This is a genomic window from Pararhizobium sp. LjRoot235 (assembly GCF_964254145.1).
In the GTDB taxonomy this organism is placed as follows: domain Bacteria; phylum Pseudomonadota; class Alphaproteobacteria; order Rhizobiales; family Rhizobiaceae; genus Pararhizobium.
This window is the reverse complement of sequence record NZ_CAXUSP020000002.1, coordinates 336261-351410: the sequence shown is the minus strand read 5'-3', so window position 1 is coordinate 351410 and position 15150 is coordinate 336261. Positions and strand designations below refer to the sequence as shown.

The window sequence follows — 15150 nt, the reverse complement described above, 5'->3', positions numbered from 1 at the left end:
TGAAACCGCCCGGCACCATGATACCCGGCTGGTACTCTACGGGTTTGTTGTCAGTATCACTCATTGCGATTAGATGGCACCGTCACTGGCCCTTAAGCAACGACAGGCGATTCAAGTTGCATTGCGGCAAAAAAACGAAATACTCATCACGGACCCAGTGAAACTCCGGGTGGCTCTTCTGGCCGCCGATCCGCCAGATAACGCAAAACCTGCTGCCATTTAGATACGCGCTCACAGAGCGCGTTCGCCATGCTTTGCGAGAATTCATTATATGCAACTTTCATCCATCCGTCGGGATTGGTTCGCCAATCCCATACGCGAAATGCTCGCCGGAGCAGTCGCGACGTTTGCGCTGATCCCCGAGGTCATCGCCTTTTCCTTCGTTGCGGGGATCGACCCTCAGGTCGGCCTGTTCGCATCCTTCATAATCGGCGTCGTCATCGCCTTCACGGGTGGACGCCCCGCCATGATTTCTGCCGCCGCAGGATCGGTCGCACTTGTTGCGGCGCCCCTGATCCACGCACACGGACTATCTTACCTCTTAGCCGCCGGTTTGCTGGCGGGCGTTTTCCAAATCCTGTTCGGCCTCTTGCGTCTTGGGGTCCTCATGCGGTTCGTTTCAAAATCGGTCGCACAGGTTTCGTCAACGCGCTCGCGATCCTGATCTTCGCGGCTCAACTTCCGCACATCATCATCGGCGGAGACTGGATTGCCTACGCCCTGCTGGCAGCCGGGCTGGCGGTCATCTACCTTGTCCCAAGAATTATGACGGCGATCCCGTCGCCGTTGATCTGCATTGTCGTTCTCATCGTCGCTTCGATCGCCTTGCAGCTTCCGGTCATGACCATTGCCGATCTCGGGAAGCTGCCGGACTCGCTTCCAATCTTCGGGTGGCCAGCGGTTCCGCTGACTTGGGAAACGCTGACAACCATCGCCGCACCTGCACTCGCCATCGCCATCGCCATGATCGGCTTGCTCGAATCCATGATGACGGCCAGCGTCGTTGACGACCTCACCGACACGCCGAGTTCGAAGAACAGGGAGTGCACGGGCCTCGGCATCGCCAACGCTGCGGCGAGCCTGTTCGGCGGGATCGCCGGCTGCGGCATGATCGGCCAAACTGTCGGCAACGTGAAGTACGGCGGACACGGTCGTCTCTCCACCCTGTTCGCTGGTGCCTTCCTGCTGGTTCTGATGGTCTTGCTCAAGCCGTGGGTTTTTCAGGTTCCCGTGGCGGCACTGGTGGCCATTCATGGTGATGGTGGTCGATCGACACGTTCGGCTTGTCGTCATTGCGGACGGTGGTCATCCATCCCAAGATGTCGAGCGCCGTCATGATTGCAACCGTTCTCGTCACGGTGTTCAGCACCAACATGGCACTGGGTGTTACGGTGGGTCTCCTCCTGAGCGGTGTGTTCTTCACGTTCAAGATTGCCCACCTGCTGCAGGTGGAAATCGAGACCGACGCTGCTGCTGGTCGTTTGAGATATCGTGTCTCGGGCCAAGTCTTCTTCGCATCGGCAGACATCTTCATCGAGGCGTTCGAGATTCAGGACGCGAGCGGCATGAGGGTCCTTGTCGATGTGTCGCAAGCGCACTTCTGGGACATCACCGCCGTCGCGGCCCTCGACCGGGTGGCGCAGCGGTTCCAGGCGCACAGTATTCCCGTGGATGTGGTGGGACTGAACCAGGCAAGTTCGACGCTCATCGGTAGCCTCGACGGGTCGATGAAACTGAAAGAGGCTTGACTCAAATCGGCGGCTGCCAAAGTCAGATTTTCGCCACCAGGGCCGCGAAGAGCGCGAGTGCTGCCGTAGCCCTCCTATTTTCAAGTTGATGTCCGTTTGGGTGCCAGCGGCCCTCATGATGGTCGCCTTGAATGCATTCAAACCGCAGGCCTACACAATCTGAAGTGCTAATTCGACTAATCGCTCTGTGAAATCGTTTGGACCCTTGTTGTGTTGGACTGAGGCGAGATCTCTCCGGCAGTACTTTATGATGAAATCACAATAGCCATCTCCACCTATGCAAAATTAGGTGATCATCAACTGGCAGAGTCCGCATCGCGTGCAAAAACAATACTGGCGTCACTAACGGTGGCAACATGTGCGTAGGCCGCGCGACTTGCATTAACTGCATCTGCCCGCAAGACTGCCAGGACGATGGCGTCGTGCTCTTCATAGGACCGCAAAAGGCGACCGGGAAGCCGGAATTGAGCGCGGCGAAACGGGGCAAGGCGGGCGCGGGTTTGCGTCACCAGTTCGAACACGTGGTCATTGTGCGCGCCTCGGTAAAGACGTGTATGGAACTCTGTATTGTGGGCCTCATACTCGTCTTCCGCGCCGCGATGGACAAGTCGTGCCGATGCCTTGTGTTCGGACTCCAGCATTCTGCGTTCGTCCACAGTCATGCGCTCCGCCGACAGGCGCGCGCAGATCCCCTCGAGTTCCGCCATCGCCTCGAACATCGAAGCGAGGTGCTGCTGTGACACATTGGTGACGACGGCGCTCTTGTTGGGTTCACGCTCGACAAGACCGATGGCGCAAAGTTGACCGAGAGCCTCGCGCACAGGTGTGCGCGACACTTCGAAGCGATTGGCCAGCGAAATCTCGTCCAGCCGCTCGCCAGGCTGCATGGCGCCGGTGATGATCAGATCGGCAATCGCCCGAACCATCTGCTCGACGGTTGTTCCGGACCGAATGACTTCTTTTTTTCTGGCGAGCTTCACGGGTCGAATCTGGTTGAAATTACACTGTATACAGATGCAATGCGTGACCGTCATTGTCAATACGCACTTCAACTACATGATTTTACATTATTATTACTGCATATAGATTCTGCTCTCAACTGTTGGCCCATTGAACGACACTCAGGATTCACATTTCTGGTAAAATTTTCTTCTCTGCTTAAAAATAAATCAGCAGCTTGTAAAATTGCATACAGTTTACGCTGAGCGAATTTCAGGCAGTCGGCGAAATCCTTTGAGAACAGTATATTACCGATTGGCACACCCATTGCATACAGTTTCCTGTGACCTTTTCGAACCCCGGCTACCCACGCCGCAAGGAGCCTGCCATGACCAAACTCCTTCCCATGAATCGCCGCAGCTTCCTGCAAACAACCGTCTCGGGCGCCGCCGCCATCGGCTTTGTGCCTTCGCTCTTTTCGACGCCTGCCGCCGCCCAGGCTGCGTTGACCGTCGGCTTCATCTATGTCGGCCCCAAGGACGACTACGGCTACAACCAGGCTCATGCCGAAGGCGCCGCCGTCATCAAGGCGATGTCCGGCGTCACCGTCGTTGAAGAGGAAAACGTGCCGGAGACCGTCGACGTCCAGAAGACGATGGAATCGATGATCAACCTCGACGGCGCCAGCCTCGTCTTCCCGACCTCCTTCGGCTACTTCGATCCCCACATGCTGGAAATGGCCAAGAAATATCCCGACGTGCAGTTCCGCCATTGCGGCGGTCTCTGGAAGGAGGCCACCAACCCGATGAACACGGGTTCCTATTTCGGCTATATCGGCCAGGGGCAATATCTGAACGGTATTGCCGCCGGCTATGCCTCCAAGAGCAAGAAGATCGGCTTCGTCGCCGCAAAACCCATCCCGCAGGTTCTGCAGAACATCAATTCCTTCCTGCTCGGTGCCCGCTCGGTCGATCCGGCCATCACCTGCCAGGTCATCTTCACCGGCGAATGGTCGCTGGCCGTCAAGGAAGCCGAGGCCACCAACGCGTTGATCGACCAGGGTGCCGACGTCATCACCTGCCATGTCGACAGCCCGAAGGTGGTCGCCGAGACGGCTGCCGGACGCGGTGCCTTCGTCTGTGGCTACCATGCCAACCAGAGCCCGCTTGCTCCTGAGAAATATCTGACCGGCGCCGAATGGGCCTGGGGCAACGTCTACACGAAATTCGTAACCGAGGCCCAGGCAGGCACCCCGCTCGGCAACTTCGTCCGCGGCGGCCTGAAGGACGGCTTCGTCAAGATGAGCCCGCTGGGACCTGGCGTCTCGGAGGAAGCCCGCAAAAAGTTCGACGCGACGCTTGCCGAAATGATGGCCGGCAGTTTCTCCGTCTTCAAGGGACCGATCAAGGACAACAAGGGCGGCGATGCCGTCACCGCCGGCCAGGCCTTCGCCGAGGACGCGATCGAGCTGGAAAGCATGGCCTATCTCGTCGAGGGCGTCGTCGGCTCGACGTCCTGAGCGAAAGGAAGAGCGCCATGACGATCGAGGTGAACACACCAACGCTTTCTCCTTTGTCCACCGATGCGCACAGCCTCAGGCCTCTGCTTGAATGGCTGGCGCGACGGGCCGAACCGGTGGCGATCTCGCTCGGCGCGATCCTTGCCGGCCTGGCGCTCTTCTCCATATTCATACTGGTGGTCGGCAAATCGCCGGCCGACCTTTTCAAGCTGATGTATACCGGCGGCTTCGGCAGCGGGTTTTCCATCCAGAACAGCCTCAGCCGTGCGGCCCCGCTGCTGCTTACGGCGCTCTGCGTCGCCCTGCCCGCCCGGCTCGGCCTGGTCATCATCGGGGGCGAAGGGGCGGTGGTACTCGGCGGTGTCGCCGCAGCCGCCATCGCCCTGCCGCTGACGGCGTCCGTCTCGCCGATCGTCGTCCTTCCGCTGATGGCCATCGCCGGGATGATCGCCGGCGGCATCTGGATCGGCCTTGCCGGCCTCTTGCGGCACTATCGCGGCGTCAACGAAACCATCGCCTCGCTGCTTCTCGCCTATATCGCCATTGCGCTGATGAACCATCTGATCGAGGGGGCGCTGCGCGATCCGGCCAGCCTCAACAAGCCCTCGACCGCGCCGCTTCCGGCTGAATATATGCTCGGCAATATCCCCGGCATGGATGTCAACTGGGGTCTCGTCATCGGCATCACCGCCTGCATCATTTCCTATACCCTGATCGAGGCAACGAGCTTCGGCTTTGCCGCCCGCATCGCCGGCGGCAATGTCCGCGCCGCCCAGATTCAAGGCCTGCCTGTGGGACGGCTGATCGTCGGGTTTACCGCGTTTGCAGGGAGCTTCGCCGGATTGGCGGGAATGGTCGAGGTCGCAGCCGTGCAAGGGTCCGCCAATGCCTCGATCGCCGCCGGCTACGGCTACACCGGCATCCTCGTTGCCTTCCTCGCCCGGCACAATCCGCTGGCGATCATCCCCGTCGCCATCCTTCTCGGCGGCATCGACGCCTCGGGCGGGCTGATCCAGCGTCGCATGGGACTGCCGGACGCGACGGTGCTCGTGCTTCAGGGCACGCTCTTTGTCGTGATCCTTTTCTGCGAGACCTTCTACGGCCGCCTCAAGATCTTCAATCCCGACCTCTGGAAAAGCCCCAGCCTCTCAGGAAGGCCCAACCTCTCAGAAAGGATCGCGTGATGGTCGAAGCCGGCATCGGCATCTGGGGCGTCCCGCTCGCCATCTTCGCAGGCGCCATCCGCGTCTCGACACCCTTCATCTTCGTCAGCCTCGGGGAATCGATCACCGAGCGCTCCGGCCGCATCAATCTCGGCCTCGAAGGCACGCTGGTCTTCGGCGCCATGACGGCTTACGCCATCGCCGTCATGAGCAATTCGCCCTGGCTTGGCGTCCTTGCTGCCATGGCGACCGGGGCCGTCTTCGGCCTTATCCATGGCTTTATCTGCAAGTTCCCGAAGGTCAACGACATCGCCATCGGCATCGCCATGATGCAGTTCGGCCTCGGCCTCGCTTTCTTCCTCGGCAAATCCTTCATCCAGCCCGTCGCGCCGCATCTCCCATCCATTCCGCTCGGCAGCTGGTCGGATCTGCCGCAGATCCAGTCGGCGTTGAACATAAACGTGCTCTTTATCATCGGTGCGCTCTTATCGGTAGTGCTCTGGTGGGCCTTCAAGAACACGCGCGTTGGCCTCATCCTGCGTGTCGTCGGCGACAGCTCCGACGCCGCCCGCGCCATGGGTCTCAATCCGGATACAGTACGCTTGCTTGCAACCGCCGTCGGCGGCTCGCTCGCAGCGGTCGGCGGTGCCTACCTCTCCCTGTTCTATCCCGGCTCCTGGAACGAAGGCATCTCGTCGGGCCAGGGCCTGATGGCCGTCGCACTTGTCATCTTCGCTCGCTGGAATCCGATCGGCTGCTTCCTGGCCGCCCTGCTCTTCGGCGGCGCCGGTGCGCTAGGCCCCGCCCTGCAATCGGTCGGCGTCACGCAGGGCTATTACCTCTTCTATGCCGCCCCTTACGTCCTCACCCTCCTCATCCTCGTCGCCACTTCCTCGCCCACCCGCTCGCTCGCAGGCGCACCCGGCGCCCTGTCGATCACGAAATAGGATATCCGGCCATGACCCCTCTTGCCGCAAGCGCAGTCCCTACCGGCGAAAACCTGAGCCACATCGACGCCGACCCCTACCCATGGCCCTATAACGGCGTCCTGCGTCCAGACAACACCGCGCTGATCATCATCGACATGCAGACGGATTTCTGCGGCCCCGGCGGTTATGTCGATCACATGGGCTACAGCCTCTCGCTGGTGCGCGCCCCGATCGAGCCGATCAAAAAAGTGCTCGCCGCCATGCGCGCCAAAGGCTACCACATCATCCACACGCGCGAAGGCCACCGGCCCGACCTCGCCGATCTGCCCGCCAACAAGCGCTGGCGCTCGCGGCGGATCAATGCCGGCATCGGCGACTTCGGGCCCTGCGGCCGCATCCTGGTGCGCGGCGAACCCGGCTGGGACATCATCGACGAACTCTACCCGATCGAAGGCGAGACGATCATCGATAAGCCCGGCAAGGGATCCTTCTGCGCCACCGATCTCGAGCTGATCCTCAACCAGAAGCGCATCGAAAACATCATCCTCACCGGTATCACCACCGATGTCTGCGTCCACACCACCATGCGCGAGGCCAACGACCGCGGTTTCGAATGCCTGCTGCTTGAAGACTGCTGCGGCGCCACTGACTACGGCAATCATCTGGCAGCCATCAAGATGGTGAAAATGCAGGGCGGCGTCTTCGGCTCCGTCTCGAACTCCGAAAATCTCGTGAGGCAATTGCCATGATCCAGATCCGCGATACACCGTTGCCCAGGGCCGGCAAGGCCGTCGGCATCCAGACGGTCGGCATGACCATGCGCTTCGGCAGCTTTACAGCGCTAGACAATGTCTCGATCGACATTCCGGCCGGCACCTTCCACGCACTGCTCGGCGAAAACGGCGCCGGCAAGTCCACGCTCGTCAAATGCATCATGGGCTTCTACCACCAGACCTCCGGCTCGCTCTCGGTCGACGGCCATGAGGTGTCGGTGCAATCCCCGAAAGATGCCGCGACCTACGGGCTCGGCATGGTCTACCAGCAGTTCACGCTGGTACCGTCGCTGACCGGCGCCGAAAACCTCGTGATCAACCGCGCGCATGTGCCTGCCATCATCAACTGGGCGAAGGAGCGCAAGGACCTTGCAGCCTTCATGGATCGCATGCCATTCAAGATCCCGCTCGACCGGCCGGTGAGCGCGCTTGCGGCAGGCGAGAAGCAGAAACTCGAAATCGTCAAGCAGCTCTATCTCGGCCGCAGCTTCCTCATCCTCGACGAACCGACGTCGGTGCTGACCCCGGCCGAAGCCGACGAAATGCTCGACCTTGTGCGCGGCATGACAGAGCGAGGGGAACTCACCGTCCTGATGATCAGCCACAAGTTCCATGAAGTGACGAAGTTCACCGACGCCGTCACCGTTCTTCGGCGCGGCAAGATGGCGGGTAGCGGGCTGGTCAAGGACCTCTCGACCAAGGATATGGCGGCGATGATGATCGGTGACGTCAAGCTTGCCGAACTCGACACCCGCCTGCCGGTACCAGCCGATGCCAAGCCAATCCTCGTCGTTAGTGACGTCAAGGCGCCGGACCGCACCGGCCTGAAGATGATCGATATCGGCAACCTGGCGGTCCATGCCGGCGAGATCGTCGGCATCGCCGGCATTTCCGGCAACGGCCAGAAGGAACTCGCCGAGGTCCTCGCAGGCCAGCGCCCGCCGGAAGCCGGCAGCATCACCGTGAAAGGCTCGTTCTATGGCGCCACGCGGCTGGAAACGCGGATCAACAACGTCCGGTTCATCCCGGAAGAGCCGCTGAACAACGCCTGTGCGCCAAAAATGACGGTCACGGAAAACCTCGCTTTTCGCACCTTCGACGTGAAGAAGCAGGGCGGCGATGCTCTATGGCTCGACATGAAATCGATGCGCAAGCGCGCGGCCTCGCTGATCGCCGACTTCAAGGTGAAGACGGCGTCGCATTCCTCGCCGATTGCCTCTCTTTCTGGCGGCAACGTCCAGCGCGCGGTGCTCGCGCGTGAGTTGACGGGCGATGTCGATCTCCTGATCGTTTCCAACCCCTGCTTCGGCCTCGACTTCTCCGCCGTCGCCGAAATCCGCGCCCGCATCATGAAGGCGCGCAATTCCGGCACTGCCGTTCTGCTTCTCTCGGAGGACCTCGACGAACTGCTGGAAATGTCGGACCGGATCATGGTGATGTCGGACGGCAGGCTTGTCTATGAAACGCCGGCGCTGTCGGCCGACATTTCCGTCATCGGCGCCCATATGGCGGGACATCACTGATGAGGGAGATCAAGGCCGAACCGTTTGCCTTTCCGCTGCGGCGCGACAATCTGGCGCTGATCGTCATCGACATGCAGCGCGATTTCGCCGAACCCGGCGGCTTCGGTGCCAGCCTCGGCAACGATGTCAATCGGATCACCAGGATCGTGCCGGACGTCAGGCGGCTGATCGAGGGGTTTCGCGCGGCGGGCCTGCCGGTCATCCACACCATGGAATGCCACCGCCCCGACCTCTCCGATCTGCCCTCTGCCAAGCGCAATCGCGGCAATCCAGCCTTGAAGATCGGCGACGAAGGGCCGATGGGCCGGGTGTTGATATCAGGCGAGCCCGGAACCGCGATCCTTTCCGAAGTGGCGCCGATCGACGGCGAAATCGTCATCGAGAAGCCTGGCAAGGGCGCCTTCTATGCCACCCCGCTTGAAGATGTCCTCAAGGCGCGCGGTATCGAGCAACTCGTCTTTGCCGGGGTTACCACCGAAGTTTGCGTCCAGACGACGATGAGGGAGGCTAACGACCGCGGCTATGAATGCCTGCTCGCCGAGGAGGCAACCGAGAGCTATTTTCCCGAATTCAAGCAGGCAGCGATCGCGATGATCACAGCCCAGGGTGCCATCGTCGGCTGGGTCGCTTCGGTGGACGCCATAATGGAGGGAATCGCTCATGCCTGAAACGACGCGTGAAAATCTGACGACCGGGGGATGGCGGACACTGCCCTTCGAACCGTTCCGCGACGAGGTGACGATCCACTGGATCCAGCCTTTCGAGGGCGATCAGCCTGGCGTGGCGCTGTTGAAATACGAGGCTGGTGCTTCCGTGCCGCGCCATCGGCACATGGGGCTCGAAACCATCCTTGTGCTCGAAGGCACCCAGTCGGACGAAGCGGGCGACTATGGTCCGGGCAGCCTCGTCGTAAACAAGGAAGGCACCGAGCATTCGGTCTGGAGCGACACGGGCTGCGTCGTGCTGATCCAATGGGACCGGCTGGTAAAAATACTGCAAGAGGAACTGGCATGACTGATAATCAGGCATTCGATATCGGCTCCCTGCATGCCGCCTATGCTGCGGGATGGCCGGTTTCGGAAATGATCGAAACCGTGTTCGCCCGCATCGAGGCCGTCGCCGATCCAGGCATCTTCCTGTATCTCGCGGACCGGCTGGCTTTGCTCGCGGAAAGCGCGAAACTTGGCCCCTTCGACCCGGTGGCCAGCCCGCTCTGGGGCATCCCTTTCGCGGTCAAGGACAATATAGATGTCTCAGGCATGCCGACCACGGCCGCGTGCCCGGATTATTCCTATATGCCGGAAAAGGACGCGACGGTCGTGCGCCTACTCAGGGCGGCTGGCGCCATCGTTATCGGCAAGACCAATCTCGACCAGTTTGCCACGGGCCTCGTCGGCGTGCGATCGCCCTACCCCATACCGCGCAATGCGATCGATCCTTCCCTTGTGCCCGGCGGCTCGAGTTCCGGTTCCGCCGTCGCCACCGCCCACGGCGTCGTCAGTTTTGCTCTCGGCACCGATACGGCGGGATCGGGACGGGTCCCGGCGGGTCTCAACAATATCGTCGGGTTGAAGCCGACCCTCGGAGCGCTCTCGACCACCGGCGTCATCCCCGCCTGCCGCACGCTCGATTGTGTCTCGATCTTCGCGCTCACGGTGGACGACGCCTGGAGCGTTTTCTCCGTCGCCGCCGAACATGATCATACCGATGCCTACTCCAAATCGATCCCGGCGACTGGTTACGGCCCTCTCCCGCCGGTCCTCACGATCGGGGTGCCTGCGAAGGGAGATCGGCAGTTCTTCGGCGACGGTGTCATGGAGACCGCTTATGCGGCATCGCTCGACATGCTGGCCGGCCTCGGCCACCGGATTGTCGAGGTGCCCTTCTCCGATTTCTACGCCACTGCCAACCTGCTCTACGAAGGCGCCTGGGTGGCCGAGCGCTACGCGGCAGTGAAGGATTTCTTCGACACCAATGAAGCGTCATTTCATCCGGTCACGCGCAAGATCTACGGCGGCGCAAAGTCGCTCTCGGCCGCCGACGCGTTCAACGGTCTTTATGCACTACAGGCGCTGAAGCAGAAGGTGGCGCCGCTGATGGCGTCCGTCGATCTGTTCTGCGTGCCGACTGCTCCGCGCCATTACACACGCGCTGATTTAGATGCGGAACCGATCCGCGAGAACAGCCGGCTCGGCACCTACACCAATTTCGTCAATCTGCTCGATATGTGCGGCATCGCTGTGCCGACCGGCACCCGCAACGATGGCCTTCCCGCCAGCGTGACTCTTCTGGCGGCGTCCGGCAAGGACGGGCTGACGGCGGCGCTTGCGGCAAATATCCACAAGAAGACCGGCCTGACGCTCGGCGCAACCGGCTGGGCACAGCCTGTGAGGAACACCGCTGCGGACGTCAACGAGTCCGGGATGATCGACCTCGTTGTCGTTGGCGCACATCTCTCCGGCATGCCGCTGAATGGCCAATTGATGGATCTGAAGGCAAGGTTTGTCAGAACGGCGACAACCGCTCCCGCCTACCGGCTTTTCAGTCTCGCGGGGCAGACGCCGGCGAAGCCCGGTTTGATCCGCTGTCCAGATGATGAAGGCGCGATGATCGCCGTCGAAGTCTGGCGACTGTCTGCCGCAGCCTTCGGCCAATTTGTAGCCGCCATCCCCCCGCCGCTCGGCATCGGCACCATCAAACTCAGCGACGGTAGCCACGCCAAGGGCTTTCTGGTGGAAGCCGCCGGCCTTGAGAACGCCACCGATATCTCCGATTATGGCGGCTGGCGCGCTTTCATCGACAGTATTGCAGCGTAACGTTCGCTCTGGTGAATGAGTCGCTCAGTCCACATCTCAGTCCACATATCGTCGATTTCCACAGAACTGCTGGAGCTGAGGTTCCCCTCCGACGGCATCGCAATGTGCCAAAGTGATGTTTGCAACAGCGTTTCACGCAAACGCGAGCGACCAGTGTAGACTCCTACGCTTCATTCTTAGGAACGGCCATACTTTCCCGCAGAATGAGTCGGCTACGGATGACTTTGCATACCGCCGACTGTTTTTCGGCCTGCCCGATTGCAGCAAGCAGAAGGGCAACGGCGGCTTGGCCCATATCCTCAACTGGCTGCTCGATCGTGGAAAGCGGCGGAGAGCAGAAGGCGCAGACAGGGGAGCCGTCGAAGGAAACGATCGAGAGATCGTCGGGAATTTTCAGGCCCATGTGCTGCATCTGGCTCATGAAGGAGATCGCCATGTCATCACTGGTCGCGATTACCGCGGTCGGTTTCTCGGTAAGCGCAGCGAAATCGTCCGCAGATTTAAGCCCTATGTCGAAACCGTGCTGATAGTCGAGCTTTCCGCCGGACCGCACCACGGCCGCCTCGGACAATCCTGCCGCTTCCAACGCCTCGACGACGCCGCCATAACGCTCCACGTCGTGATAGTTGCCTTCGGGGCCCGCGAGATAGAGAAAACGCCTGTGACCAAGGCGGATGAGATCGGCGGTGACGTCCCGCACCGCCTCGCGGTCGTTGGTGACGACGCTTGGCAAGCCGGCATCGCTCATATCGAGCAACATGGAGACGATCGGCAGACCGGCATTGGCGAGGGACCGGCCGTCCACTTCAGGTAGTTTTGATGACAGAATGATCGCCCCGCGAACCGTGCCGCCGAAGGCAAGGTCGAGAATGTGCCGCTCGGAAATCTCGTCGCGGCCCAGATTCGCGATCATCAGATTGTAGCCGTCCTGAATGAGCGACTTGTTGATGCTCTGCAGCACCTGCGGGATGACCTGCGAAGCGCCGTAATAAAGCGAGCCTGGCAGGACGATCATGATGATATTGGATTTGCCGACCCGCAGGCCGCGCGCCATCGCGTTCGGGGTATAGCCCAGTTGCTTGGCAGCCGCGTCGATCTTGGCGCGCGTCTTCTCGTTCACTCGCCCGGGATTGGCAAGCGCCCGGCTGACTGTGGAAATCGCGACGCCGGCAAGCCGCGCTACATCTGCCATCAATGGTCCTGACTGCTCCTCCCCGAGCATATCTTTGTTTTTACTCACGCTTCTTTCTTTCCTCCGAATGCTTCGCCTAGAACTCTAGGCCAGCCGATTCCTTATAGCAAACGTTTGCCAAAAATCGCTTGCGCAAAAAAACGACTTGGCTATTATCTAGCCACGGCAAACGATTGCCAACGCCTAACGCATTGAAAGATCACGGCTTATTTGATGCAGAAGCGACGCTTCTGCAAACGGCAGGTCGTGCCCTCGGGAAGGGACTGGCTATGACTACTGGCGACAGACTCCGCTTCGGCGTCGATCTCGTGACTTTCTTCCATCCCGGCTTCTGGGGCGTCGACAGCCATGACGCCATCGTGGAGCACGCGCGCGCCCAACCACGCGCCTTCTGGGACAAGATCCTCGACAGCGTGCAGGCGTCCGGCGTCACCGGCGTCGAGCTGACCTTCTCACCCTTCAACTGGCAAGACGCGATCAAGACTTATGGTTCCATCGACGGCTTCGAGGCAGAGCTTTCGAAACGCGGCCTGACGTTGTGCAGCGGCTTCTTCGCAGAACTGGAAGCCGCCGGCGATTTCGCGCAACCCGAAGCTCAGCGCGCACTGATCGACAAGGCGGAACGATATGCCGACTTCCTGAAGGCCTGCGGCAGCGACATCATGGTGATCGGCGCACCGCTTCGCCAGACGCTCGGCGCACAGCCGGTAAGGTTTTACGATTTCGACCGCGCCAAGGCGATCGCCGATTTCCTCAACCGGCTGGGCGCGATCCTTTATGCCCGGGGCGTGCGGCTGGCGTTGCACACCGAGGCGCACTCGATCTTCGCCGCTGCGCGCGACGTGGACCTGATGATGATGCTCACCGATCCCGCCTATGTGCACATGTGCCCGGACACCGCCCACATCATCGTTGCCGGCTCCGACCCCGTTCAGCTCGTCGAGCGCCATCACGAACGCATGATCATCGCCCACTGGAAGGATGCGATCGGCCCCATGCCGGCCGATACCGCGATCGACGAGCACATCCACGATCGCCATCAGCCCTACTTCTGCGGCTTCGGCCTCGGTCGGGTCGACTGGCCGGCCTGGATCCGGTTGCTGCGCGACCGGGCCTACGAAGGCTGGGCAATCCTCGAACTCGATGCCGCGCCCGATCCGGTCCGCGACATTGCCAACGGGTTTACGCTCGTCCGGCAAGCGCTCCTGCCGATCTATCGCTGACAATCACTCCCAAGACAACGCCCCGCAAAGAGGGCATATTTTCAAGAGGTGGAACAATGAAAAGCATGATGAAACTGTTTCTTGCCAGCGTTGCATTTGCTGGCATGCTTGCCCCGGCCGATGCCGAGGACAAGCCGACGATCGAGATCATGTCGTCCTGGACTTCGGGCGGCGAAGCGGCGGCGCTCAACGTCATCAAGAGCGAATTCGAGAAGCGCGGCGGCGTCTGGAAGGACTCCTCGATCGCCGGTTTCGGCGCCGCCGATGCGGCGTTCCAGAACCGTATCGTCGCCGGTGACCCGCCCGGCGCCAAGCAGGGCGTCATCGGGCTTGCGGCCGCCGATTTCGTAGGCCAGGGCTTGTTCAATCCGATCGACGACGTGGCCGCCGCCGGCAAATGGACGGGCGCGCTGCCGAAGTCGATCTACGACCTCATTTCCTACGATGGTCAGGTCTATCTCGCACCGACCGGCGCCCATGGCGAAAGCTGGGTGTTCTATTCGAAGGAAGCCTTCGAAAAGGCCGGCATCACACAGGAGCCCAAGACCTGGGATGAGTTCTTTACCGGCCTCGACAAGCTGAAGGCTGCCGGCATCGTTCCGGTCGCCTGGGGCGGCCAGCCCTGGCAGCAGACCAAGGTCTTCAACATGATACTGCTCTCACAGGTCGGGATCGACGGCTTCCTGAAGATTTACGTCGACAAGGACAAGAGCGAGGCTTCCATTGAAGGCATCAGGAAGACCCTCGAAATCCTTGGCAAGCTGCGTAGCTATGTCGATGAGGGCGCGGCCGGTCGCAACTGGAACGACGCGACCGCCATGCTGATTACCGCCAAGGCCGGCGTGCAGTTCATGGGCGACTGGGCCAAGGGCGAATTTACGGTCGCCGGCAAGGAAGCGGGCAAGGACTATGGCTGCATGATCGTTCCGGAATCCCCGGGCATGGTCTACATCGCCGACTCCCTCTGGTTCCCCAAGACCGGCAATGCCGGGACCGACAAGGCCCAGAAGCTGCTGGCCGAAGTCGTCATGGACCCGGCCATCCAAGTCGAGTTCTCGCTGAAGAAGGGCTCGGTTCCGATGCGCGCCGACGTCGACAAGTCGAAGCTGGACGTCTGCGCCCAGAAGGGCCTCGAGTTGATGACCGCCGGCGCGATCGTACCGGATCAGGCGATCGTACTTACGCCCCAGCAGGTCGGCCTGCTCGATGACTTCGTCGACGAATATTGGAGCGGCGGCTCGAACGATACGGCCTCCGCAGCCGAAAACTTCTTCGCCATCTTCGAGTAAGATTGCGTCCGTGGCGTCGGCCGATCGCGACGCCGC

13 protein-coding genes, 1 pseudogene and 1 other annotated feature are annotated in these 15150 nt (G+C 61.0%); of the genes and pseudogenes, 11 read left to right on the top strand and 3 right to left on the bottom strand.

Features of this window, described 5'->3' with window-relative positions:
• Window positions 1-147 precede the first annotated feature (147 nt).
• Window positions 148-203, top strand: a sequence feature (sul1 is cis-regulatory element that is thought to sense ions involved in sulfur or methionine metabolism; They are found in Alphaproteobacteria).
• A 68-nt stretch (window positions 204-271) separates the two neighbouring features.
• Window positions 272-1748: pseudogene (locus tag ACSQ2Z_RS22310) on the top strand (SulP family inorganic anion transporter).
• Window positions 1749-2044: 296 nt separating this feature from the next.
• Here ACSQ2Z_RS22310 and ACSQ2Z_RS22305 read toward each other — a convergent pair.
• Both ACSQ2Z_RS22305 and ACSQ2Z_RS22300 read right to left on the bottom strand, forming a co-directional pair.
• Entirely contained in the window at window positions 2045-2674 is a 630-nt protein-coding gene (locus tag ACSQ2Z_RS22305) for a GntR family transcriptional regulator (protein ID WP_436084127.1), read from the bottom strand.
• 122 nt (window positions 2675-2796) lie between these two features.
• The gene (locus ACSQ2Z_RS22300) at window positions 2797-3015 is read right to left on the bottom strand and encodes a hypothetical protein (protein ID WP_436083431.1); all 219 of its coding nucleotides are present in this window, start codon (window positions 3013-3015) and stop codon (window positions 2797-2799) included.
• A 60-nt stretch (window positions 3016-3075) separates the two neighbouring features.
• Here ACSQ2Z_RS22300 and ACSQ2Z_RS22295 point away from each other — a divergent pair, with 60 nt between their 5' ends.
• Genes ACSQ2Z_RS22295 through atzF form a run of 8 tightly spaced genes read left to right on the top strand, consistent with a single transcriptional unit; the run spans window position 3076 to window position 11410 of the window.
• Window positions 3076-4206: a BMP family ABC transporter substrate-binding protein gene (locus ACSQ2Z_RS22295; protein WP_436083430.1), complete on the top strand. Its 1131-nt coding sequence runs from the start codon at window positions 3076-3078 to the stop codon at window positions 4204-4206.
• 17 nt (window positions 4207-4223) lie between these two features.
• Entirely contained in the window at window positions 4224-5390 is a 1167-nt protein-coding gene (locus ACSQ2Z_RS22290) for an ABC transporter permease (protein WP_436083429.1), read from the top strand.
• Entirely contained in the window at window positions 5390-6316 is a 927-nt protein-coding gene (locus ACSQ2Z_RS22285) for an ABC transporter permease (protein WP_436083428.1), read from the top strand. Before ACSQ2Z_RS22290 ends, ACSQ2Z_RS22285 begins: the two co-directional genes overlap by 1 nt.
• A gap of 11 nt (window positions 6317-6327) precedes the next feature.
• Window positions 6328-7047 carry a biuret amidohydrolase gene (gene biuH / locus ACSQ2Z_RS22280; RefSeq protein ID WP_436083427.1) on the top strand — a complete coding sequence of 240 codons (720 nt, stop codon included), beginning with the start codon at window positions 6328-6330 and terminating at the stop codon, window positions 7045-7047.
• Window positions 7044-8594 carry an ABC transporter ATP-binding protein gene (locus ACSQ2Z_RS22275; protein ID WP_436083426.1) on the top strand — a complete coding sequence of 517 codons (1551 nt, stop codon included), beginning with the start codon at window positions 7044-7046 and terminating at the stop codon, window positions 8592-8594. The genes biuH and ACSQ2Z_RS22275 overlap by 4 nt, the downstream gene beginning before the upstream one ends.
• A complete protein-coding gene (locus ACSQ2Z_RS22270) occupies window positions 8594-9262 on the top strand; it encodes a cysteine hydrolase family protein (RefSeq protein ID WP_436083425.1) in 669 nt (222 codons plus the stop codon). The genes ACSQ2Z_RS22275 and ACSQ2Z_RS22270 overlap by 1 nt, the downstream gene beginning before the upstream one ends.
• Window positions 9255-9608: a cupin domain-containing protein gene (locus ACSQ2Z_RS22265; protein WP_436083424.1), complete on the top strand. Its 354-nt coding sequence runs from the start codon at window positions 9255-9257 to the stop codon at window positions 9606-9608. Before ACSQ2Z_RS22270 ends, ACSQ2Z_RS22265 begins: the two co-directional genes overlap by 8 nt.
• On the top strand, window positions 9605-11410 hold the full coding sequence (gene atzF / locus ACSQ2Z_RS22260; RefSeq protein WP_436083423.1) for an allophanate hydrolase: 1806 nt from the start codon (window positions 9605-9607) through the stop codon (window positions 11408-11410). The genes ACSQ2Z_RS22265 and atzF overlap by 4 nt, the downstream gene beginning before the upstream one ends.
• Window positions 11411-11573: 163 nt before the next feature.
• Here the strand turns inward: atzF and ACSQ2Z_RS22255 are convergent, their stop codons facing one another.
• Complete coding sequence (locus tag ACSQ2Z_RS22255) at window positions 11574-12650, bottom strand: LacI family DNA-binding transcriptional regulator (RefSeq protein ID WP_436083422.1); 1077 nt, start codon at window positions 12648-12650, stop codon at window positions 11574-11576.
• 221 nt (window positions 12651-12871) lie between these two features.
• Here ACSQ2Z_RS22255 and ACSQ2Z_RS22250 point away from each other — a divergent pair, with 221 nt between their 5' ends.
• On the top strand, window positions 12872-13825 hold the full coding sequence (locus ACSQ2Z_RS22250; RefSeq protein ID WP_436083421.1) for a sugar phosphate isomerase/epimerase family protein: 954 nt from the start codon (window positions 12872-12874) through the stop codon (window positions 13823-13825).
• 56 nt (window positions 13826-13881) lie between these two features.
• Window positions 13882-15114, top strand: coding sequence for an ABC transporter substrate-binding protein (locus ACSQ2Z_RS22245; RefSeq protein ID WP_436083420.1), 1233 nt, complete (start codon window positions 13882-13884; stop codon window positions 15112-15114).
• Window positions 15115-15150 lie beyond the last annotated feature (36 nt).